Here is a 19,865-nt window from a genome sequence, read left to right on the forward strand (position 1 = left end):
TCAGTTGGGGGACAGGGGGACGAAGCGGCTGAGGGCGAGGCCGCGATCCGAGAGCCAGATCGTACCGGAGTGCGCCCCCCACGCCCGCCGCTGCTCCCTGGAGGACCACGCATCGGAAACTTCCTCCAACACCGCCGTCTTGACCACGAGCTGCGACTCGCCGACGAGATCCGCCATCCCTTCTTGCTGCGCGAGCGCGGTCTCCAGGTCGACCTCCTGCGTCCAGTTGAAGGACGCCCAGATCGCGCGCCCCGAGGACGCCTCCTCCTCCATGAGCCTGCGCAGACCCTCGTTGCGGTCCGTCGCGGGGATCTGCTCGGGGACGATGCGCAGGCGCCCCTCGCTCTCGAGGCGCTCCACCTCCAGCCCGTGATCCTCAAGGTCCTCGCGCAGCTCCTCGTCGGAGGTCCCCGTCTCCCCGCCGGTGAACTTCACCAACAGTCCGCCGCGCGCCTCACCCACACGGAGGAACGCCGCGTCGAGACGGTGCAGGAGCTCCCGGTTCTGGGCCACCCCGAGCACGTTGTCCGGCACCTCCAGAAAGCCTCCGAGTTGCCCGACGAGGGTCGACGGTCTCTCCCCCCGCCTCAGGAAGTCCTCCAGCGTCCCCTGCCGGATGCGCCAAGACCTCCCGACCTTCAAGCAGGGCAGGCGACCCTCCCGGCACCAGCGGTAGACCGTGACCCGGCCCACCCCCAGGTACCCGGCGACCTCCTCGACGCTCATAAGGTCCTTGTTCCCCTCAGGACACACCCGTACCACGTCCCCCGCTGCTCTCGGCCACGTCGGCGGGCCCACGTACGCCCACCCTTGCACGACCACCTTCTTTTACCCGCAGCCGCCGCGCCAAACATTTGGTAGTACTTTAGTGTACTTTGATATACTCTTCTATCCGTGGCGCGGGGCGTTACGCCTTTGCAAACGGTAAAAAAGGGCCGCAGTTGTCTTGGGAAGGGGCTGCGACCGGCATCGTTAGGAGGCTGTTCGGTGAAGGCGCGTGCAGACGGCGTAAGACCTGTGGCCTCATGCCGTGCGGACGGGACGGGGCTAAACCCTATCTCCGGACGCTCGAACAACTTCCCACGCCCGGCGGAGAGAGCGGGTGCCCGTGGGAGGTAGGGGAAGACGGTCCCTGTGGGTCTTGGCGGGGGACGGCGAAGCCGACCTCATGACCCTCTCCGACGGGGACGGCGGCGAGGCCCTGCCGGTCTTTGGCTTCGAGGAGGAGGCCAGGATGTACCTCCAACTCCTGGGCAAGAGGGGGGAATGGAAGGTCAGGGAGGCCGAGGTCGGGGAGCTCGCGAGGCTCCTGCGCGGCCCCTACGCGGGGGTAGGGAGGGTGGCGCTGGACCCGGTCCCGGCGGGGGTCAACAGCAGCGGACCGCTGGACGTCGCGTGGCCGAGCCGGGAAGGGTTTCTGGGCTCCTTTCGCGCCCCCTCGCACGACTAGGGCCTCCCGGGTCGGTGGCCGGGGGGTCAGGCGAAGCGCCCGGCCTCTCGTGACAGCCCGCGGCGGGCTCTGGCTCGACCTTGATCGTACGCGCAGAAGCCGCGGCCCGGGGCCGAGGGGACGACGACGCGGTCGTCGGGACGCAGGTCTTTCTCGTCCGGGCCGGCCTCCTCGACGACGCCGACGCCCTCGTGGCCGGGGATCTTGCCTGGCTCCATCCCGAGAGAGAGCCCCGGATCGTGCGCAGGTCCGTCCCGCAGATCGCGCCGGCCGCACGGCCGCGCCGGGGTCTCCTACACTTTCGGCCCGTCCACGTTGTGGAGCCCCGTGTCTCCCACGCCGTGCCGGACTACGGCCTTCATGCGTCTCCTGGCCGGTTGCACGCGAACAACGGGGTCGCGTCATCCGGGCTCCGCGCCCCGACGCGGGCGCGAAGAGAGCCGAGAGCAACGGCAGCCTGCCGCGTCGCCTAGAGATAACTCCTCAGCAGGAGGTAGGGCACGGCGCAGGCCACGAGGATGACCTCCGCGTCCCGCCCGTCGAGCGCCGAGAGCCGGTGGGGCTGGTCCGCGTCGAAGTGGGCCGCGTCGCCCGGCTCGAGCACGAACTCCTCACCGGACAGCTCGAGGCAGAGCTTCCCGGAGAGGACGTACAGCCACTGCTCCCCCTCGTGGCGGTAAGGCTCCCTCGCCTCGCCGCGCTCCGCCGGCACCACCACCCGCATCGGCTGCAAGTTGAACGCCCAGTCGCTCGTCGAGAGCCGCCCGTACAACAGGCCCTGCCCGCGCTGCATCCTGGCGTCCCGTCCCCGGAAGATCACCCCGTTCTGGGCCTCCGGCTCCGGCACGAAGAGCGAGGAGAAGCTGATGCCGTAGGCGTGCGCCACCTCGGAGAGCGCCGAGAGCGACGGCTGGCGCTCACCGGCCTCCAGCCGGGACAGGTACGCCCTGGAGAGCCCCGTGCGCTCCGCCAGATCCTCAAGCGTCCAACCGCGCTCCTTGCGCAGGGCGCGCAGGCGCGCCCCGATCCTGGAGAGGTCGTACTGCAACCGGTCCGTTCGCTCGTCAGCCACGATCGCAGTTTACACGCGCGCCGTTTGATCCCGCATGCTCCCGGGCACCAAAGAACAAAGGCAACATTTGCGCCTTACAGGCAACAAAACTTTGCATAATTCTACCCATAGACAACTTTGTGTGGACGAGGCAGTATCTCCGTGACGCAGAGATGCTGGTGGCGAGCCCCTGGCTTCTCTCGCGGGCCGTGCAGTAGACGAGGGAGGAACAGGGTGTTCTCACACACCAAGCAGTTCCAGTACAACGCCCAGCCGGACGCTCCGGACCCGATCTTCGCCAAGCAGATGCAGGAGCTCTTGGCGGGGCAGTGGGGCGAGATGAGCGTAATGAACGGCTACCTCTTCCAGGGATGGAACTGTCGCGGACCGGCCAAGTATCGCGACATGATCATGGACATCGCCACCGAGGAGATCGGCCACGTCGAGATGATCGCCACCATGATCGCTCGTCTGCTCGAGCAGAGCCCGGTAGAGGCCGAGGAGGCGGTGGACGGCGACGGGACGGGGGTCCTCGGGTCCATCATGGGCGGCAACGGTGACCGGCAGGATCTGGTCCTGAGTTCTATGGACCCGCAGCACTACATCGTCACCGGGCTCGGTGCGTCGCCTCACGACAGCCAGGGCAACCCGTGGAGCGCCGCCTACATCATCTCCAGCGGCAACCTCCTGGCGGACTTCCGTTACAACGTGACCGCGGAGTCGCAGGGCAGGCTGCAGGCGTCTCGCCTCTACAACCTGACGAGGGACGCGGGTGTTCGCGACATGCTCGCGTTCCTGATCGCGCGCGACCACATGCACCAGAACCAGTGGCTCGCGGCCATCGAGGAGTTGAAGGCGGACGGGATCGACGAGACGCCGGTTCCGGTGACGTTCCCGCTGGCGAACGAGCACCAGCAGTTCGCCTACCAGTTCATGAACTTCTCCGAGGGCGAGGAGAGCGCGCAGGGCCGCTGGGCGAACGGTCCGGCCCCAGACGGCGGGGGGAACTTCGAGTACGTGCAGCGCCCGCAGGCTCACGGCCCCGTCATGAACGAGCTGCCCGCGGTGGACCCGAGGGTCTACAGCACCCCAAGCAGCCGACGCAGCCCGCTTCGTCGTAATCTCGTAAGGGCACATGGCACAGTCGAGGGGCCGGAGCGCTGGTATGCCGCTCCGGCCCCGCCCTTTGCCCCGGCGGGGTGGTTCTGGGGAGGGCTCGCGACCTTCGACGTCCTCGGTGCCGCGTCCGTCCCGTGGCGAGGCGGAATCTCTTCGTGGAGGATAAAACGTCGTGATCTTCGTGGTCTCTCTCCTCGCCGTCGCCGTGCTCGTCGCGGTGCATCTGTTCTCGTACAAGCTCCGCTTTCTCGACGGTACCCCGCGGAGCATCTGGCTCTCCCTGGCGGGTGGGGTCTCGGTCGCTTACGTCTTCGTGCACCTCCTCCCCGAGCTCGCCGAGGGCCAGGAGGCGATCGCCGAGGCGGCGGGGGAGGGATTTTCGTTTCTGGAGCAGCACGTCTACCTCGTGGCGCTCGTCGGCCTCGCTACGTTTTACGGTCTGGACCGGCTCGCCACCGAGTCGCGTCGGCGGAGGCGAAAGGCCGGTGGGGAGGACTCCACGGAGGCTGGGGTGTTCTGGATCCACATAGGCTCCTTCGCCGTCTACAACGTGCTCACGGGCTACCTGCTGCTGAACCGCCTGGCGACGGGGCTCGAGGCCCTCGTTCTCTTCGCGCTCGCCATGGCGCTGCACTTCGTGGTCAACGACTACGGCCTGCGCGAGCAGCACAAGGGGCTCTACACGCGCATCGGCCGGTGGGTGATCTCCGCGGCCATCCTTATCGGGTGGGCCATCGGGCTCGCGATCGAGGTCCCCGAAGCCGCGGTCGCCACCCTCACCGCGTTTCTGGCCGGGGGCGTGATCATGAACATCCTCAAGGAGGAGTTACCCGAGGAGCGCCAGAGCCGCTTCTGGGCCTTCGCCGCGGGCGCCGCGGCTTATGCCGCGCTCCTCCTCGTGGCGTTCTAGGCGGGAGCACCCGGGGCGGGGGCCCTGCGCGCCCGCGTGTTACCGCGCGGACGTTCGGGCAAATAGAGACGGAGGCATAAGACAGCAGAGAGGAGACGCTCGTGGCAGACGAGTTGCAGGGTCGCAAGGTAGCCATCCTTCTCGCCCCCGTGGGGACCGAGCAGGTCGAGTTCGTGCAGCCGAAAGGGGCCGTCGAGGAGGCCGGCGCGTCGGTCGACGTCGTCGGGTTCCAGGTCGGCGAGGCCCAGACCATGAACAGCGACGTCAACCCGGGCGAGACGTTCGGGGTGGAGAAGGCCTTCTCCGAGGTCTCCGCCGACGATTACGACGCCCTGATCGTGCCGGGCGGCACTGTGGGGGCGGACAACCTCAGGGGCAACCCGGAGGCGGTCGAGTTCGTGCGCGCCTTCTTCGAGCAGTCCAAGCCGGTCGGCGTGATCTGCCACGGCCCCTGGACCCTCGTGGAGGCCGATGTGGTGCGGGGCCGCACGCTGACGTCCTACCCGACCCTCCAGACCGACATCCGCAACGCCGGCGGCGAGTGGGTGGATCAGGAGGTCGTCACGGACAAGGGGCTCGTCACGAGCCGCAACCCCGACGATCTGCCCGCGTTCTGCTCCAAGATCGTGGAGGAGTTCGCCGAGGGCAAGCACGCCGAACAGTCCCGAAGCGCCTAGAGCGACCTCCGAGGGACGCCCCTCGATCTGCGCAGCGAAACCTGTTCATCCGGTAGGAAGGTAGAGAATAAGTGAGAGCTCTGGCGTGGCACGGCAAGCGAGACGTGCGGGTGGACAACGTCCCCGACCCGACGGTTCAGGAGTCGACGGACGCGGTGGTGAGGATCACCTCCACCGCGATCTGCGGCTCGGACCTCCACCTCTACGAGGTGCTCGGACCGTTTATAGACGAGGGCTACGTCCTCGGGCACGAGCCGATGGGGATCGTCGAGGAGGTCGGCCCCGACGTCACCCACGTCGGCCCGGGCGACCGGGTCGTCATACCGTTCAACATCTCCTGCGGCCACTGCTTCATGTGCAACCAGGACCTCTACTCGCAGTGCGAGACCACCCAGGTTCACGAGCAGGGGATGGGGGCCTCTCTGTTCGGCTTCACCCAGCTCTACGGGAACGTCCCCGGCGGGCAGGCCGAGTTCCTGCGCGTCCCCCAGGCCCAGTTCACCCCCATAAAGGTCCCCGAGGAGGGCGAGGGGATGCCCGACGAGCGCTTCGTCTACCTCTCCGACGTCCTGCCGACCTCGTGGCAGGCCGTCGAGTACGCGGGCGTGCCCGAGGGCGGGAGCGTGGCGATCTACGGGCTCGGCCCGATCGGCCAGATGAGCTCGCGTATCGCCCGCTACAAGGGCTACCGCGTCATCGCCGTCGACTTCGTCCCCGAACGTCTTGAGATGGCCCGCCGTCACGGCGTGGAGGTGGTCGACGCCTCGGGCACGGACGACGTCCCGTCGGCCATCCGCGAGATGACCGACGGCCGCGGCCCCGACTCCGTGATCGACGCGGTCGGCATGGAGGCGCACGGCTCGCCCGCCGCCAACCTCGCCCAGCAGGCCACGGGCCTCCTGCCGGACAAGCTTGCGCAGAAGGCCCTCAAGAACACGGGCGTCGACAGGCTCGCGGCGCTCGAGCAGAGCATCGACACCGTGCGCAGGGGCGGCACGCTCTCCCTCATCGGGCTCTACGGCGGCACGGCCGACCCCATAAACATGCTCAAGCTCTTCGACAAGCAGATCCAGATAAGGATGGGCCAGGCCAACGTGAAGGCGTGGGTGGACGACATCATGCCGCTCCTCGTCGACCCCTCGGACCCGCTCGGCGTCGAAGACCTCGCGACGCACAAGCTGCCCCTGGATCAGGCGCCCCACGGCTACGAGATCTTCCAGAAGAAGCGCGAAGGCGCGATAAAGGTAGTGCTGAAGCCCTGATCCCGCAGGCGCGGGCAACCACGCGACGGGAACCGCGCCCTTCGTAACGAGGGGCCCGAACCCCACGGCAGCCCCTACGAGCCGGCGTCTCGCGCCGGGCGTGCGCGGCAGCGAGAGAGGCACGAAGCATGGCTGGCGAGCCCGATGGCGGGGTTTATGCGCCGTAGGCGAGGAGGTAGGCGGCGATGGTTTTTGCGATGGGGATCCTGCTCGTACTCCTGGGGCTGGTCGGGCTGGCCTACGGTCTCTACGCGCTCCTGCGGGGTGGCCGCGATTCGCGTGGCGAAGGGGGGCTCGGCCCCATCCCCGAGCGCGCGATACACGCGGTCGCGGGGATCAGGATGCTTGTCGGCGGGGCCGTGGCCCTGGCCCTGGGCGTCGCGGCGATCTTCTCGTCGCTCTCCCCTTGATCTCCGCCTCGGGCCCCTCGGGAGGGCGGAGCCCCGGCGGGGGTGCGGGTATACACGGCACCCGCCCGTGAGCGAGACCGTGGCGTTATGGAAGAGAAGATAGGAGATGGCGTGGCGCGAGTGTGCGTGTTCGACGTAAACGAGACGTTGCTGGACATGGGGGCCCTCGACCCGCACTTCGAGCGGATCTTCGGGGAGGCTTCGGCGAGGCCTGTCTGGTTCGATCGGTTCCTCCAGCTCTGGCTTACCGAGACCGTGACCGGCTCGTACCAACCCTTCGGGCAGATCGCCGGGCTCGCCCTCCGGATGCTGGCCGGGGAGAGGGGCGTGGAGCTCTCCGACGACGACGAGCAGAGCGTTATCGGCGGCATCGCTTCTCTGCCGCCGCACCCGGAGGTCGAGGAGGGCCTGCGCGCCCTGCGCGGCGCCGGCTTCCGGCTCGCCACCCTGACGAACTCCACCCAGAAGGTCGCCGACGCCCAGATCGAGAACTCGGGCCTCGGCGAGCTGTTCGAGATGAGCCTCTCCGCCGATACCGCGGGACGCCTGAAGCCCGCCCCCGAGCCGTACCGCATGGCGGCCGAGGCGCTGGGCGTGCCCGTCGGCGGGATCCGTCTCGTCGCGGCCCACGGCTGGGACGTCGTGGGCGCCATGAGGGCCGGGTGCGCCGCCGCCTTCGTGGCCCGTCCCGGCAAGGCGCTGTTCCCGATCGCCCCGCCGCCGGACGTCGTCGGCGCGGACCTGCGGGAGGTAGCCGACGGGATCATCGCCGCCGAATGGGGAGGGTAGCCGATGGAGCCCCGCGCCGTCGAGGCCGGGGGCGTCGCCATGCGGTGGGAGGAGGCCGGCGAGGGGACGCCCGTCGTCTTCGTGCACGGCATCCCCACCTCCCCGCGCCTCTGGCGGCACGTCGTCCCGGGGGTGAGGGGCGCGAGGTCGATGGCCTGGGAGATGGTCGGCTACGGGGCCTCGGCTCCGGAGGGCCGCGACCGCGACATCTCCGTCGCGATGCAGGCGCGCTACCTCGCCCTCTGGATGCGCGAGGTGGGCCTCGGGGACGGCGCCGTCGTCGTCGGGCACGACCTCGGCGGGGGCGTCGCGCAGATTCTGGCGGTCCGCCACCCCGAGCTCGTCCGCGGGCTCGTGCTGATGAACTGCGTAAGCTACGACTCCTGGCCCATCGCGCCCGTGAGGGCCGTAAGGGCGGCCGGGGGGCTCTTCGGGCGGATGCCGAACTCGGCCTTCCGGCGCTTCTACGCCGCGTTCCTGCGGGGCGGCCACGACGACCGCGGGCGCTGGAGGGAGTCCGTCTCCGAGCACCTGCCCCTGTACGAGGGGGCGGGGGGAGCCGGGGCGCTGGTGCGGCAGACCCGCTCCCTCGACGTCCGGGACACGTTGGGGGTGTCCGCCCAGATCCCCTACCTCGACGTGCCCGCTCGCATCGTGTGGGGGCGGCGGACGGGTTCCAGCCCATAGGCTACGGCTACCGGCTCGCCTACGAGCTCCGCGCCCCGATGGAGCGGGTCGAGGGCGGCAAGCACTTCGTCCCGAGGACCACCCCGACAGGGCCGCCGCGGCCGTGAACGGGCTTCTGGCGGAGCTGGGGTAGGCCGGTCCCCGCTGCCGGGACCCAACCGAAGAGGAGAAGGATTGGAAGGGAAAGAAGACCAGCGCAAGGTCGAGGAGATCACGAGGATAGTCCTGAGGCCGCTGGCGAGCCCCCTGCCGCTCGCCTTCTTCACCTTCGGGGTGGGTTCGGTCCTCCAGAACGCGTTGCAGCTCGGCCTGATCCCGCAGGACGAGAGCCAGAACCTCGCCCTCATCTTCGGCGGGGTCGTCTTCCCGTCCATGTTTCTGGCCGCCGTCTTCGCGTTCCTCTCGCGCGAGACCCTCGGGGCCACCGCGCTCGGCCTTATCTCCTTCTCCTGGCTCGCGACCTCGCTCGTCACGTACACGAGCGCCCCGGACCCCACGAGCGCGGCCCTCGGCGTGCTGAGCCTCGCCCTCGCCGCGATCCTGCTGCTCCTCGGCAGCCTGGGCGTGCTCGGCAAGCCCGTGCTCTCGGCGGTCATCCTCCTCGCCTTCTTCCGCTACGGCCTGAACGGCATCTACGAGCTCACGGCGAGCGCGACCGCCCAGACGGCCTCCGGCGTCGTCGGCTGCGCCATCTTCGCCGCCGCCCTCTACGGGGGGCTCGCCCTCGGCCTCGAGGACGTGCAGCACCGGACGGTCCTCCCGTTCGGCCGCCGCGGGAGGCGCGCGAGGCGATCGAGGGGGCGTGAGCGAGCAGATCGGCCCGGTCGAGAAGGAGGCCGGCGTCCGCAAGCAGCTCTAGGTACGGGGAAGGTGCCCGGGGACACAACGGGGGCGCTAACCCGGCGCGGATTCGGGCACTACCCCTCCCAGTAGCGGCGCGGACCCCAGTCCCGCCCGGAGTTGTTCAGAGGGGCGTCCGGCTGCCGGGCGGCTCCGACAGGAAGGTAAGCAGATGTCCCAGAAGGCGCAGCACCGCGAAAGGCTCTCCGACCGTTTCGAGTCGCCCGAGGAGTACGTCGGCTACGGGCTCTGCGATCCCCAGGGGCGGGAGATCGGGCGCGTCAAGAAGCTCTTTCTCAACGACCACGACGAGCCGGAGTACATAGAGGTGAAGATGGGCCTCCTCGGCCGCAAGGTCGTCCTGATCCCCGTCACCGGCGTCGCCCTGAACGACGGGAAGAAGACCCTCGTCCTCCAGTAGCCACCCGCCCCGGAAGCGGACCCGAGCCGCCTCCTCGACCGAGGGCCGGATCGCGCGGTAATACCGGCGTCGCCGCCGGAACGTGCGTTAACTCGCGCGACTACGCCTCCTCTTGCGTGAAGGCCGTGCGGAGACAAAGGAGCTTCGGCGTCGAGCCGGGGACTCCCTTACGCCTCGTGACGGTCGGCTCCTCCCGAGAGCCGTGCTTTGAGCGAATCGGGTACCGGAGCCAGGGTCGGGCCTGTTCTGTGGAGCGGCTCAACCGTTCTTGACCCATGCTTGACGGCGGCCTGCGTAGCCCCCGATCGGCGGGGGTAGGTACGAGTTCTGGGCTTGTGTGTGGGAGGGGGAATCGGCCCGACGGATCGGGCGGGAGCAGGCCTACCGGGCATGGAAGATCGCCAGGGAAAGCTCGAGTAGAGAGGGAAGACTTGAACACCGGCAGAAGCGAGTCGCGCGGTACGGATCGGATAGCCAACCCCTGGGGCGGGCGCACGCCTTTCGGGCGTGACGAGGAGTGGCCCGTAAGGGTGGATCAGTTTCTCCAGGACGGCGTCTCCGAGGACGAGGTGGACGCCTGGATCCAGACCGCCTCCATCCTCCACTCCAACGGCGACGCCTACGACGTCGCGGTCAAGGACGGCCGCATGGTCGGCGTCCGGGGCCGCTCGATGGACCGGGTCAACAAGGGCCGCATGGACCCGAAGGACCTCTTCGGCTGGCAGGCGAACCGCTCAAGGGACCGCCTGAAGAGGCCGCTCGTCCGCAAGGGCGGCGAGCTCGTCGAGGCGAGCTGGGACGAAGCGTTCGGCCTCATCGTCGGCAAGTCGCAGGAGCTTCTGCGCGAGAAGGGGCCCCTGGCGTTCGGCTTCTACAGCACGGGCCAGCTTTTCCTGGAGGATTACTACACCCTCGGCGTCATGGGCAAGGCCGGCCTCGGGACGCCGCACATGGACGGCAACACCCGCCTGTGCACCGCGACCGCCGGGCAGGCCCTCAAGGAGAGCTTCGGGAGCGACGGGCAGCCGGGCTCCTACGCCGACATAAACCACGCCGACACCATCCTGCTCTTCGGCCACAACATGGCCGAGACGCAGGCCGTGACCTGGATGCGCGTCCTCGACCGGCTCGCGGGCCCGAACCCTCCCCAGCTTGTCGTCGTGGACCCGCGGCTCACCCCCGTGGCGAGGGAGGCGACCGTGCACCTCCCGATCAACGGCGGCACCAACGTCGCACTCCTCAACGCCTTTTTGCACGAGATCCTCGAGAACGACTGGTACGACCGGGGTACGTGGAGGCCCACACTTTAGGGTTCGAGGAGCTCCGGGCGACCGTGGCCGAATGCACCCCGGAGTGGGCGGCGGAGATCTGCGGCGTTGCGGCCGGGGACATCCGGGAGGCGGCGCGGCTCGTTGGGAGTCCGAGAGGCTCCTCTCGACGGTTTTGCAGGGGGTGTACCAGTCGCACCAGGCGACGGCGGCGGCGTGCCAGGTCAACAACATCCACCTCCTGCGCAACATGATCGGGCGCCCCGGCTGCGGCATCTTGCAGTTCAACGGGCAGCCCACCGCGCAGAACAACCGCGAGTGCGGCGCCGACGGCGACCTGCCGGCCTTCAGAAACTGGGACAACAAGGAACACGTCCAGGAGCTCGCCGACCTGTGGAACGTGGACCTCATGAAGATCCCGCACTGGGCCCCGCCGACGCACATCATGCAGATTATGCGCTACGCCGAGCAGGGCTCCATCAAGTTCCTCTGGATCATCTGCACGAACCCGGCCGTCTCCCTGCCGGATATCCCCCGCATCCGCGAGATCCTCGCGAAGGAGGACCTGTTCGTGATCGTGCAGGACATCTTCCCGACGGAGACGACGGAGTTCGCCGACGTCGTCCTGCCGGCCGCCACCTGGGGGGAGAAGACCGGCACCTACACGAACACGGACCGGACGGTCCACCTCTCCGAAGCCGCCGTCGAGCCGCCGGGCGAGGCGAAGCACGACATGGAGATCTTTCTGGAGTACGCGAGGCGCATGGACTTCCGGAACAACGACGGGGACCCCCTCATCCCTGGGACGACCCGAGTCGGCCTTCGAGGCGTGGAAGGAGTGCAGCAGGGGCCGCCCCTGCGACTACTCGGGCCTCACCTACGAGGGGCTGCGCGGGGCTCGGGCATCCAGTGGCCGTGCAACGACGAGCACCCGGAGGGCACGGAGCGCCTCTACGAGGACGCGGACTTCAACACGCACACCGACGTCTGCGAGACCTACGGCCACGACCTCCTCACGGGCGCCGTAAACGCCGAGGACGACCACCGGGCGATGTCCCGAACGGGCGCGCCTTCATAAAGGCCTGCGAGTACACGCCGCCTCACGAGCAGACCCGCGAGGAGTACCCGTTCCGGTTCACCACGGGACGCACGATCTACCAGTTCCACACCCGCACGAAGACGGCCCGCGCCCCGCAGCTCAACGATGCCGCCCCGAGGCCTGGGTCGAGCTCTGCCCCTCTGACGCCGAGTCTCTGGGCGTCGGGAGGGCGACGTGGTCCGCGTCGAGTCGCCCCGCGGCGCGATGGAGGCCAGGGCCCGCGTGAGCGGCATAAGGGAGGGCGTGGTCTTCGCGCCGTTCCACTACGGCTACTTCGACACCGAGGGCAGGGGCGCCCCGGTAACGGGACGAGGCCCAGGGCGGCGAACGAGCTGACGATCACGGACTGGGACCCCGTCTCCAAGCAGCCGCTCCTGAAGCTCGCGGCGGTCCGGGTCGAGAAGGTCGCGGACGGAGGGGCGAGCCGTCGGGCGCCCCGACGATCGGCGGACCGGCCCCGATGGGGGCGGCCGACGGCTCCGGCGGCCCCGCGCCGCGCCCGACCTCCGGCGGGAGGGCCGCCGAGGCGACCGAGAAGATAGGAGGGTAGCATGCACCTGGCGAACTACCTCGGGTACCTGCACAAGGCGGAGACCAACCTCGCGGAGGGCTTGCGCAAGGTCGGCGAGGCCCACGCGGCGGACACCGACATCTACCACACCGCCGACACCCTCGCGAAGCAGTGCGAAGCCCACGCCGAGGCCCTGGCGCCCTTCCTGGATCGCTACGGCGAGGAGGCGCCCACGGAGCCGGACCGGCTCTTCCACCAGCTCTTCGACGAGACGCGCCAGGGCGGCCTCGGGCTGCTGCGCGACCTGCACGACCTGTACCTCATGGCCAACGCCTGCGACATCGCCTGGACCATGATCGGGCAGGCCGCCCAGGGAGCCCGCGACGTGGAGCTCCTCGATACCGTGACCGCCTGCGAACGGCAGACGGCCATCCAGATCAAGTGGCTCAAGACGCGCATGAAGCAGGCCGCCCCGCAGGCCCTCCTGGCGGCCTCCTGAGCCCCGGAGGGACGGAGATGCACGCGGCCGACCGGTGAGCGAGATCCTGGCGAACCCGGTCGTCCTGCTGCTCTTGTTGCTCCTGGCATCGGCGCTGGTGCGGCGGTTCCTGATGGGAGAGGGCGACTCGCCCGTCCCCTCCGGGGCCATCGTCATGGCCGGGGGCATCTTCGTTATCGGCGCGCTCGGGCGGCTGGGCCTGCCAGAGGTCGTGGGCCGCCTCGTGGTGCTGGAGCTGCTCGTCGTCTGGGGCTTTCTCGCCCTGTCGTACGCGAGGCTCGCGTCGAAGGGCGGGCTGAGCGAGAGCGTCCGGCAGCCGATGAGTGCCCTAGGGATCGGGACGTGGGTGGCCGGGAGCGCGGTGCTGGGCCGCGCGATCCTCCAGGTGCTGCCGGAGTGGCGCCTCGTCGGGCTCGCGTTGTGGGTCGTCGCGGTGGTGGTCTGGCTGTGGTACCTGAGGCTCCTTCCGGCGGCGTTTCGGGCCGCGGCCGGTCCCTCGGAGGGGTACCGGGCGAACGGGGCGATCCTGCTCTCCACGGTCGCCACGCAGTCTCTGGTGGTGGCCGGGAGCGCGCTCGTGCCCGGCGGTCTGCCTCGCCCCCTGATGGCGGCGCTCATCGTCCTCGGTTACCTCTTCTACGCCGCCGGTCTCGTCCTGATCGCGCGCCGCTACGGTCTCCGTTCGGATTGGACGCTCGCCGACGACTGGGACAACACGAACTGCATCATCCACGGCGCGATGTCAATCACCGGGCTCGCGATCGTCGCGAGCGGGGCGCTCCCGCCGATCTTGGCCGTCCTGACGTGGGTGTGGGTGGTGGCGACGTTCGTCGTGGTGGAGGCCCTGGAGGCCGTCCGCGCCCTCGTCCGGGTGAGGGCCTACGGCTGGGGGGAAGGGCTGTCCGTCTACAACCCCACGCAGTGGTCCCGAAACTTCACCTACGGCATGCTCTACGGTTTTACCCTGCAGCTCGCCGGGAGCCCGTCGGCCCCGGACGGCTGGGCGACGGGGCTCCAGGAGGTGATCCTGAGCTACGGCCAGTACGTCGTGCTGGCGCTACTGCTGGCCGAGATCGTCGTCTTCTTCTACGACAGGATCGAGACGGGGCAACCCGGAGAAGCGGCTCGCGGCTCCGCGCGGTAGAAGCTTCTCGCCTCCGACGGACGGCGGCACGCCACTCCTCGCGTGCATAGAAGTGTGTAGCATAGTTTGCATCCAAGGAGCCTGTGCACCCTCGACCCGGTCGCGCAAAATACGTGCGTGGGGGAAGCGCGTACCGTTACCCATAGGGAAGTTACAAGACCGTCGAGAGGAGTTCTTTTGTGCGAGCATGGCGCGGCGAGGGTGGACGCATCGGAACTTTCGGTAGCTAGCAAGCCCGCGCTCGAGGCTGGTGCGGAGGACGGTCGCGGGGACCCGCGCGTGATCGAGCTGGAATGGGCCCGCAAGGTCGAGGAGGCCAGGAAGCGGCAGGCGCACTGGACGGAGGTCGAGCTCGTCGTCGAGATGTGGGAGAGGGTAGCCATTTCCTGGAACAACGACACCCTGATGCGCCTCGCGCGCTACGCCCGGCTCGAGGCCGAGACCGAGAGGGAGATCGAGCGCAGGGCGCGCTGAGAAGGGCCCGCGGGGAGTACGGCTCCACCCTTGCGGCCCTCCCGCCGCTTCGCCGGACGCCCCATGCTTACGGAGCACCCGCGACACCGTGGATCAGACGACGAACAGAGAGACCCCGGCTCTACCCAACGGGAGGGTAGGCGTAGAGAGGGAGTAGAAGTGTCAGTATCCTGACGCCCCTGCGAGGCTGCGCGGCGCGAGCACGCTCTCGCCGCCGGGACGGCTTCTCCGGGTCGTTGGGCGCGTTCATCGGCCCCCGCGACCGGGTCGAGTACGAGGGCCAACCGGCCTTTTGGACCTCCTCCCTCGTCAGAACGGGGAGGGCTCTCGCTCGCGAGAGTAGTTTCGGGACCATGGAATAAGGGGAGAGGGGTTTGGGGCGGGAGGCTCGGTGGGGGATGGGGCGGAGACCGGGAACGAGAGGAGAAACATGGAGATCGTAAAGAAGTTTCGGGCGGTTCTGGGCGTCCTCGTGCTCGCCCTCGCCCTCGCGGGCTGCTCGGACGGCACCGGGCTGGACGACGAGGGCGGGATAGGCGTGGACGCGGACGCGGCGTCGTCGGACCGAGGCGAGAGCCGCTTCGAAGAGGACGGTCGGAGGGAGTACGACGGTCCGAGGGGATCGATGGAGACGGAGATCGGCGGTTACTCCGTCCAGGGGCCGGAGGACGAGGAGATCTCCATCCCCGAGGGCGAGGCGGACCCGGGCGAGGTGGCGGAGTACGCCGAGTCCGTGCGGGCGACGCTCGAGGACGGCACCCGCGACCTCCCGTCCCTCGTGGACCCCGAGGCCGGGCTCGAGGGCCAGACGGTAAACCTCGGGCTGGACGCGGAGGCCGTGGAGGAGGCCCTGGAGGCGAACGAGGCGGCCTTCGAGGACCTGCAGCAGCTCGACACCCCGAGGGGCCTGGGCGACGTCCAGGACGGGCTCGTCGACTCCCGCGAGACGGCGATCTCCGCGTACAACAACATAAACCAGGCCTTCGTGAACGACGCGAGCGCCGACGAGGTCGCCGACGCCGTCGAGGAGAGCCTGCCGGAGCTCTCGTACGCCAACGCCGAGACGCGCGCGATCCTTCAGGAGCTCGAACGGGCCGGCAACACCCGGTAAGGGGGATCGACTCCGCAACAGCCGGCGCGTCTCCCGTCCCGCGGAGGTCTGCCTCCGCCGTCCGTGTGGGGGCGCGAGGGTCCGGTCGCGGCCGTCCGGCTCTGATTGGGCACCGACGAGCGGGGGTAGGAACGAAGACCGAAAGCTCGCGTCAATAGAAGCGAATACTGGAGGCGGAGTGTGATCGGGTTATGAACAGTTTGCGGCAGAGGGGGATCGAGCCGGGCGCCGTGGCGCTCGGGTGGGTGGTCGCGGTACTCGTCGGCATCCTGCTGGCGTTGATCCTGGGCGGCATCTTCGGCATCGCAGCCAGCGGCACGGGCCCGGCGGTGACCGGCCAGACCGGGGCGGGCCTCGCGATAGGGTCGCTGATCTTCGGTTTTCTGGCCTACCTCGCGGGCGGGTACGTCGCCGGCAGCCGGGCGAACACCGCCAAGCCCCTCAACGGCGCGATGACGGCGGTCTTCAACCTCGTCGTCGGCCTCGTGCTGGCGATCATCGCGACCCTGCTGATCCTGCTCATCGGCGGCAGCGACTTCCCCCCGGGGCCCGTCGGCGCCCTTAGCGCCACCGGCGGCGGCTTCGTGGGCGTCCTGATCGCCTTCCTCGTGAACCTCGCCGGGGGCTACGTGGGCGGCCGGATCGCCGCGTCCCGCGGACGCTAGATAGAGAGGCATCTCCTTCGCATGCGTGCGCCCCGCGCCGGACGCCGCGTGAGAGAGGCCCTATGAAAGCCCTCCCGTGGACTGTCTTCTGCGGGAGGGCTTTCCGTCGCCGGCCTCCCCGATTTCGCAGGCCCGGAGGGCTGTCGTCGAGGTTCCTTGCGACGGTGGCGGCCCGTCCTGGCGCCGTTAGGCCCCTCGCGGACACCGGTGCGGCGCGGGCGCGCGACGAAGGGCGGGGTCCGTGGAGGCGCTAGCGGCGGGGTTTTGGGGGTTCGTGGGGGGAGCGGCGCTGCTTATCGGCGCCGTCGTCGGTCTGTACGCGAACGTCTCCCGGAGGATCATCGCCGTGGTGATGGCCGTCGGGGCCGGGGTGCTCGTCGCCTCGGTGGCGTTCGAGCTTATGGAGGAGGCCTACGACGCGGGGGGCTTCGGGGCCGCCTCCGCCGGCCTGATCCTGGGCGCCCTCGCCTACTTCGCCGCCGACGGGCTTGTGAGCCGGAGGGCCCGCGATCGCAAGAGATCCGAGGGCCAGCAGGAGGACGGCTCGGCGACGGCGATCACCATAGGCGCGCTCATGGACGGTATCCCCGAGTCGGTGGCGATAGGGGCCAGCCTTATCGGGGGCGGGTCGGTGAGCGCGGCGATGGTCGCGGCGGTCTTCCTGAGCAACGTCCCCGAGGGCCTCTCCGCCGCCGCGGGGATGAGGAAGGCGGGCCACCCCGCCTCGTACGTCCTCGGGCTGTGGGGCGCGGTCGCCGTCGCCTCGGCGCTGGCCGCCCTCTTCGGGTACCTGTTCCTGGCCGGCGCCCCGAGCGGCGTGGTCGCGACCATACAGGCCTTCGCCGCCGGGGCCATCCTGACCATGCTCGCGAGCACGATGATGCCCGAAGCCTACGAGGAGGGCGGCGCCGTCGTCGGCCTCGTAACCACGGGCGGGTTCCTCATCGCCTTCGTGCTGAGCAGGCTGGAGTAAGGGCGGGACGCCTCCGGGAAACGAAAGCTACGCTCTGTTACCACCTGTTGGCGAAGCTGCGGAGAGTCTTAATGAGCAGTTAACCCTGTTTTGCCGGGCGTGGGATATGCTAGAGACAGACCTATAAGCATCTCTAGGCTTGGGGAGGCGACCGTGAGTACGAAAGCCATGATCGCAGTGTTGGGGGTGCTGGCCTCCGTAGCCCTCGTGGCCGGGCTGGTGAGGCCCGGCTCCGCGGAGTCCGGCGGGGAAGACGGCGACAACGTGGTGCGCGCGGGCAGCGCCGTGGTCGACGGGGCCGACGCCCGCATCGAGGACGGGCCCTCGGTCGAGGGGGACGAGGCGACCGTCGGCGAGGGGGAGAGCGCGGAAGAAGACGAGGCCGAAGAGAGCGAGGGCGCGACGCCCGGCGACGGCGAGGTCGTGCTGAGGATGAGGGGCGACGAGGGGGTCGAGTTCTCCGGGACCTGCTCCGTCGGCGGCGAGGAGAGGGAGATGGAGGGGCAGGTCCCCGACGAGTTCACCTTCGCGCTGGACGGCGACGAGCTCGAGTGCGAGGTCCGCAAGGAGGGCGAAGGGACGCTGAAGATGGTCCTCGTCTCCGAGAACGACCGCATCGTGCAGAAGGTGAGCGGCGACAGCACCATGAAGTTTGCCTACTCCGGCAACGGCAGCTCCTCCTCGACGACCTCGGTCTCCGGTTCCTCCAACGTCGTGACCCAGTCGTCGTCCTCGGTCTCGTCGTCCTCGGTCCAGTCGAGCGCCTCCTCGACGAGCGACTAGGGCGTCTCAGCCCCGTCTGGGGGCATCGGGGCCCGGGTCGTCTTCGGGCCCCTTCTTCTTGCCCGCGAGGCGCCGGTAGGCGAGGAGGGAGACGGCGAGTGCCGCGAGGAGCGCGAGCACGAGGGCGTCCGGGACGGCGCGGGCGGCGGAGCCCGCCCAGCCCTGGGCGGCGAGGGCGAGATCCTCGGCCCCGCGGGAGGCGTAGAAGCCCGTGAGGGCCGTCGTCCCCTCGTAGGCGATGAACATGACCCCGAGGAGGACGAACATCGCGCCGGAGACGAGGTTGGTCGTGTGGACCCGGAGCCCCCCGAGGCTCAGTTCCCGGCCCCTGAGCCAGCGGCGGCGTCCGAGGTCGAGGCGGTCCCAGAGGAGGGCGAGGCCGAAGAGCGGGGCGGCCATCCCGAGGGCGTAGGTCGCGAGCAGGCCCGCGCCCCGGAGCGTCTCGCCCGAGGCGGCGGCGACGGTGAGGACGGCGCCCAGGATCGGGCCGGAGCAGAACCCGGCGAACCCGTACACGGCGCCGAGGGCGAAGGTCGAGCCCGCAGAGTCGCCCCGCACCCGGCCGCGCAGCCCCTCGAAGGGGCCCAGGGAGAAGCCGCGCCCCAGAAGCTGCCAGACGCCGAGCAGGATCAGTAAAACCCCCGCCGCCAGGATGAGCGTGCCCCTCTGCCCGTAGAAGAGCCGGCTGACCGCCGAGATCCCCATCCCGAGCGGCACCAGGGTGACGCAGAGGCCGAGGTAGAAGACGACGGTCCTCCCGACGAGCTCGCGCCTGGACTCGAAGGCGTACGCGAAGAACGCCGGCAGGAGGAGCGCGCTGCACGGGCTCAGGAGCGAGAAGAGCCCCCCGAGGAACGCCGCGAGGTACGAGGCCTCAGGAAGCATCCCCCGCCTTTCGGGCCTCCTCCTCTATAAGCCCTTCGAAGGTCTCCAGGGGCTGGAACCCCACGATCCTCCGGCCGTTCACGTCGAAGGTCGGGGTGCCGCTGACGCCGGCGCTCTGGCCGGCCTCGAAGTCCGCCTGCACCGCCGCGGAGACGGGCTGGCTCCCGAGATCCGACTCGAACCGCTCGACGTCCAGCCCCAGCTCCCGCGCGAAGCCGCTCAGGCCCTCCTCGGAGAGCGCCCCGGCGTCGCCCTGGTTCTCGTAGAGCAGGTCGTGGTACTCCCAGAACCTGCCCTGCTCCCCGGCCGCGCGCGCCGCGCGCGCCGCGTTCATCGACTCCTCCCCGAGGTACGGGAAGTCGCGCCACTCTATCCTCAGCGTCCCGTCCTCGACGTACCTCTCCACCAGCTCCGGTTTCACCTCACGGGCGAACTGTCCGCAGTACCCTCACTGATAGTCGGCGTACTCGGTGAGGACCACGGGGGCGTCCGCCTCCCCCAGGGGCTCGCGCCCGAGGGCCCCCTGATCCTCCCGCGCGGGCGCGCCCCCTCCGGCGCTCTCCTCCGCGGCCTGCCCTCCGCCTTCGGAGGCGCCGCCGCAAGAGGCGGCGAGTGCCAGTACAAAGACCGCGAGGGCCGCGAGGCGCAGTCGGGGCGTGGGCCTGCTCTTGCGCCCGTATGCCTCTGGTGCCGAACCGTTCCCGTTCAAGCTAATGTCCTCCTGCCGGATGTCGCCGGGGGCGTCGAAGGTTTCGGGGGCTTGCGCGGAGGCCGCCCTTCGACATCGTATACGATCCCGGCGCGAACCTGGATGACGGCCGGCGCGTAACGCCTCTC

Annotated in this window: 23 protein-coding genes and 2 pseudogenes; 19 read left to right on the forward strand and 6 right to left on the reverse strand. The window is 69.5% G+C overall.

From position 1 onward, the window contains the following. The gene (locus GBA65_RS02760) at window positions 1–726 is read right to left on the reverse strand and encodes a helix-turn-helix domain-containing protein (RefSeq protein WP_166395277.1); all 726 of its coding nucleotides are present in this window, start codon (window positions 724–726) and stop codon (window positions 1–3) included. A gap of 376 nt (window positions 727–1,102) precedes the next feature. Between GBA65_RS02760 and GBA65_RS02765 the strand changes: the two genes are divergently transcribed. Next, window positions 1,103–1,450: a hypothetical protein gene (locus GBA65_RS02765; protein ID WP_166395278.1), complete on the forward strand. Its 348-nt coding sequence runs from the start codon at window positions 1,103–1,105 to the stop codon at window positions 1,448–1,450. A gap of 26 nt (window positions 1,451–1,476) precedes the next feature. Here the strand turns inward: GBA65_RS02765 and GBA65_RS02770 are convergent, their stop codons facing one another. Both GBA65_RS02770 and GBA65_RS02775 read right to left on the reverse strand, forming a co-directional pair. Continuing rightward, window positions 1,477–1,668, reverse strand: a complete 192-nt coding sequence (locus tag GBA65_RS02770) for an alcohol dehydrogenase catalytic domain-containing protein (protein WP_207956095.1) — start codon at window positions 1,666–1,668, stop codon at window positions 1,477–1,479. A 251-nt stretch (window positions 1,669–1,919) separates the two neighbouring features. Beyond that, the gene (locus GBA65_RS02775; RefSeq protein ID WP_207956096.1) at window positions 1,920–2,522 is read right to left on the reverse strand and encodes a helix-turn-helix domain-containing protein; all 603 of its coding nucleotides are present in this window, start codon (window positions 2,520–2,522) and stop codon (window positions 1,920–1,922) included. A 213-nt stretch (window positions 2,523–2,735) separates the two neighbouring features. Here GBA65_RS02775 and GBA65_RS26035 point away from each other — a divergent pair. From GBA65_RS26035 to GBA65_RS02860, 18 genes and pseudogenes are all read left to right on the forward strand, one after another. Continuing rightward, a pseudogene (locus tag GBA65_RS26035) lies at window positions 2,736–3,608 on the forward strand (manganese catalase family protein); the annotation flags it as partial. A 184-nt stretch (window positions 3,609–3,792) separates the two neighbouring features. Then, window positions 3,793–4,530 carry a hypothetical protein gene (locus tag GBA65_RS23900; protein ID WP_166395279.1) on the forward strand — a complete coding sequence of 246 codons (738 nt, stop codon included), beginning with the start codon at window positions 3,793–3,795 and terminating at the stop codon, window positions 4,528–4,530. A 101-nt stretch (window positions 4,531–4,631) separates the two neighbouring features. Further along, on the forward strand, window positions 4,632–5,207 hold the full coding sequence (locus tag GBA65_RS02790; RefSeq protein ID WP_166395280.1) for a type 1 glutamine amidotransferase domain-containing protein: 576 nt from the start codon (window positions 4,632–4,634) through the stop codon (window positions 5,205–5,207). A 71-nt stretch (window positions 5,208–5,278) separates the two neighbouring features. Then, entirely contained in the window at window positions 5,279–6,469 is a 1,191-nt protein-coding gene (locus tag GBA65_RS02795) for a zinc-dependent alcohol dehydrogenase (protein WP_166395281.1), read from the forward strand. Between the two features lie 185 nt (window positions 6,470–6,654). After that, window positions 6,655–6,879 carry a hypothetical protein gene (locus tag GBA65_RS02800; protein ID WP_166395282.1) on the forward strand — a complete coding sequence of 75 codons (225 nt, stop codon included), beginning with the start codon at window positions 6,655–6,657 and terminating at the stop codon, window positions 6,877–6,879. An 87-nt stretch (window positions 6,880–6,966) separates the two neighbouring features. Continuing rightward, window positions 6,967–7,668 carry a haloacid dehalogenase type II gene (locus tag GBA65_RS02805; RefSeq protein WP_207956097.1) on the forward strand — a complete coding sequence of 234 codons (702 nt, stop codon included), beginning with the start codon at window positions 6,967–6,969 and terminating at the stop codon, window positions 7,666–7,668. Between the two features lie 3 nt (window positions 7,669–7,671). After that, complete coding sequence (locus GBA65_RS02810; RefSeq protein ID WP_207956098.1) at window positions 7,672–8,355, forward strand: alpha/beta fold hydrolase; 684 nt, start codon at window positions 7,672–7,674, stop codon at window positions 8,353–8,355. Continuing rightward, the gene (locus tag GBA65_RS22685; RefSeq protein ID WP_207956099.1) at window positions 8,325–8,462 is read left to right on the forward strand and encodes a hypothetical protein; all 138 of its coding nucleotides are present in this window, start codon (window positions 8,325–8,327) and stop codon (window positions 8,460–8,462) included. The genes GBA65_RS02810 and GBA65_RS22685 overlap by 31 nt, the downstream gene beginning before the upstream one ends. 67 nt (window positions 8,463–8,529) lie before the next feature. Further along, complete coding sequence (locus tag GBA65_RS02815; RefSeq protein WP_166395283.1) at window positions 8,530–9,288, forward strand: acetate uptake transporter family protein; 759 nt, start codon at window positions 8,530–8,532, stop codon at window positions 9,286–9,288. A gap of 79 nt (window positions 9,289–9,367) precedes the next feature. Next, entirely contained in the window at window positions 9,368–9,616 is a 249-nt protein-coding gene (locus GBA65_RS02820; protein ID WP_166395284.1) for a hypothetical protein, read from the forward strand. Window positions 9,617–10,047: 431 nt separating this feature from the next. Then, window positions 10,048–12,533 (forward strand): annotated as a pseudogene (locus GBA65_RS26040) (molybdopterin oxidoreductase family protein). Between the two features lies 1 nt (window position 12,534). Continuing rightward, window positions 12,535–12,993: a hypothetical protein gene (locus GBA65_RS02830; protein WP_166395285.1), complete on the forward strand. Its 459-nt coding sequence runs from the start codon at window positions 12,535–12,537 to the stop codon at window positions 12,991–12,993. A 34-nt stretch (window positions 12,994–13,027) separates the two neighbouring features. Next, the gene (locus tag GBA65_RS02835; RefSeq protein ID WP_166395286.1) at window positions 13,028–14,137 is read left to right on the forward strand and encodes a TDT family transporter; all 1,110 of its coding nucleotides are present in this window, start codon (window positions 13,028–13,030) and stop codon (window positions 14,135–14,137) included. A 279-nt stretch (window positions 14,138–14,416) separates the two neighbouring features. Beyond that, on the forward strand, window positions 14,417–14,611 hold the full coding sequence (locus GBA65_RS02840) for a hypothetical protein (RefSeq protein ID WP_166395287.1): 195 nt from the start codon (window positions 14,417–14,419) through the stop codon (window positions 14,609–14,611). 430 nt (window positions 14,612–15,041) lie between these two features. Then, complete coding sequence (locus GBA65_RS02845; protein WP_166395288.1) at window positions 15,042–15,722, forward strand: hypothetical protein; 681 nt, start codon at window positions 15,042–15,044, stop codon at window positions 15,720–15,722. A gap of 191 nt (window positions 15,723–15,913) precedes the next feature. Then, window positions 15,914–16,387, forward strand: coding sequence for a hypothetical protein (locus GBA65_RS02850; RefSeq protein WP_166395289.1), 474 nt, complete (start codon window positions 15,914–15,916; stop codon window positions 16,385–16,387). A 241-nt stretch (window positions 16,388–16,628) separates the two neighbouring features. After that, complete coding sequence (locus GBA65_RS02855; RefSeq protein ID WP_166395290.1) at window positions 16,629–17,360, forward strand: ZIP family metal transporter; 732 nt, start codon at window positions 16,629–16,631, stop codon at window positions 17,358–17,360. A gap of 153 nt (window positions 17,361–17,513) precedes the next feature. Continuing rightward, window positions 17,514–18,143 carry a hypothetical protein gene (locus GBA65_RS02860; protein WP_166395291.1) on the forward strand — a complete coding sequence of 210 codons (630 nt, stop codon included), beginning with the start codon at window positions 17,514–17,516 and terminating at the stop codon, window positions 18,141–18,143. 6 nt (window positions 18,144–18,149) lie between these two features. Here GBA65_RS02860 and GBA65_RS02865 read toward each other — a convergent pair whose 3' ends face one another. Genes GBA65_RS02865 through GBA65_RS02875 form a run of 3 tightly spaced genes read right to left on the reverse strand, consistent with a single transcriptional unit; the run spans window position 18,150 to window position 19,737 of the window. Beyond that, complete coding sequence (locus GBA65_RS02865; RefSeq protein WP_166395292.1) at window positions 18,150–19,028, reverse strand: cytochrome c biogenesis CcdA family protein; 879 nt, start codon at window positions 19,026–19,028, stop codon at window positions 18,150–18,152. After that, window positions 19,018–19,449, reverse strand: a complete 432-nt coding sequence (locus GBA65_RS02870; RefSeq protein ID WP_166395293.1) for a DsbA family protein — start codon at window positions 19,447–19,449, stop codon at window positions 19,018–19,020. The genes GBA65_RS02865 and GBA65_RS02870 overlap by 11 nt, the downstream gene beginning before the upstream one ends. Window positions 19,450–19,476: 27 nt before the next feature. Further along, window positions 19,477–19,737, reverse strand: coding sequence for a hypothetical protein (locus tag GBA65_RS02875; RefSeq protein ID WP_166395294.1), 261 nt, complete (start codon window positions 19,735–19,737; stop codon window positions 19,477–19,479). Between the last annotated feature and the right edge of the window lie 128 nt (window positions 19,738–19,865).

The organism is Rubrobacter marinus (genome assembly GCF_011492965.1).
Classification (GTDB): Bacteria; Actinomycetota; Rubrobacteria; order Rubrobacterales; family Rubrobacteraceae; genus Rubrobacter_F; species Rubrobacter_F marinus.

Excerpts from the sequence above, each read along its gene's own strand:
- GBA65_RS02760 (WP_166395277.1), bottom strand. The coding sequence starts at position 726 with ATGAGCGTCGAGGAGGTCGCCGGGTACCTGGGGGTGGGCCGGGTCACG.
- GBA65_RS02770 (WP_207956095.1), bottom strand. The coding sequence starts at position 1,668 with ATGGAGCCAGGCAAGATCCCCGGCCACGAGGGCGTCGGCGTCGTCGAG.
- GBA65_RS02800 (WP_166395282.1), top strand. The coding sequence starts at position 6,655 with ATGGTTTTTGCGATGGGGATCCTGCTCGTACTCCTGGGGCTGGTCGGG.
- GBA65_RS02805 (WP_207956097.1), top strand. The coding sequence starts at position 6,967 with ATGGAAGAGAAGATAGGAGATGGCGTGGCGCGAGTGTGCGTGTTCGAC.
- GBA65_RS02810 (WP_207956098.1), top strand. The coding sequence starts at position 7,672 with ATGGAGCCCCGCGCCGTCGAGGCCGGGGGCGTCGCCATGCGGTGGGAG.
- GBA65_RS02820 (WP_166395284.1), top strand. The coding sequence starts at position 9,368 with ATGTCCCAGAAGGCGCAGCACCGCGAAAGGCTCTCCGACCGTTTCGAG.
- GBA65_RS02830 (WP_166395285.1), top strand. The coding sequence starts at position 12,535 with ATGCACCTGGCGAACTACCTCGGGTACCTGCACAAGGCGGAGACCAAC.
- GBA65_RS02845 (WP_166395288.1), top strand. The coding sequence starts at position 15,042 with ATGGAGATCGTAAAGAAGTTTCGGGCGGTTCTGGGCGTCCTCGTGCTC.
- GBA65_RS02850 (WP_166395289.1), top strand. The coding sequence starts at position 15,914 with ATGAACAGTTTGCGGCAGAGGGGGATCGAGCCGGGCGCCGTGGCGCTC.
- GBA65_RS02865 (WP_166395292.1), bottom strand. The coding sequence starts at position 19,028 with ATGCTTCCTGAGGCCTCGTACCTCGCGGCGTTCCTCGGGGGGCTCTTC.